This window comes from Acinetobacter sp. S4400-12 (assembly GCF_024129495.1).
Lineage (GTDB): Bacteria > Pseudomonadota > Gammaproteobacteria > Pseudomonadales > Moraxellaceae > Acinetobacter > Acinetobacter lwoffii_C.
The window spans coordinates 1-353 of sequence record NZ_JAMXYB010000116.1 but is presented as its reverse complement, the minus strand read 5'-3'; the positions used below and the strand labels follow the sequence as shown (position 1 = coordinate 353).

The window sequence follows — 353 nt, the reverse complement described above, 5'->3', positions numbered from 1 at the left end:
TTTGACTTTGGTCGGTCGGAAGCAAAATGCTAGCTCATCTTGCTTCCTTCCAATAATTTAATCTCTGTTGCACTTCATTTGAGAATCCAAGAATCAAAAAACGATCTTCTTTTTGGTTAATATTTGCACTCCAGATTTCTTGGCATTCGTGCATAATCTGCGGATGAAATACATCGATTCAAAGAAGCTTTCTGAAACACAGTTCAAGCGATACACCGGCATCTCATGGTCAACCTTTGATTTAATGGTTGAGCAGTTGAAGATGCATGTTCCTGCCAAAGGCAGACCGCCCAAGTTAAGCCTGGAAGACCAGGTTCTGCTCTGTCTAAGCTATTGGCGGGAATACCGAACCT

1 pseudogene is annotated in these 353 nt (G+C 42.2%); it reads left to right on the top strand.

The features are described from left to right. Positions 1-163: 163 nt before the first annotated feature. Positions 164-353 (top strand): annotated as a pseudogene (locus NI461_RS14155) (IS5/IS1182 family transposase); the annotation flags it as partial.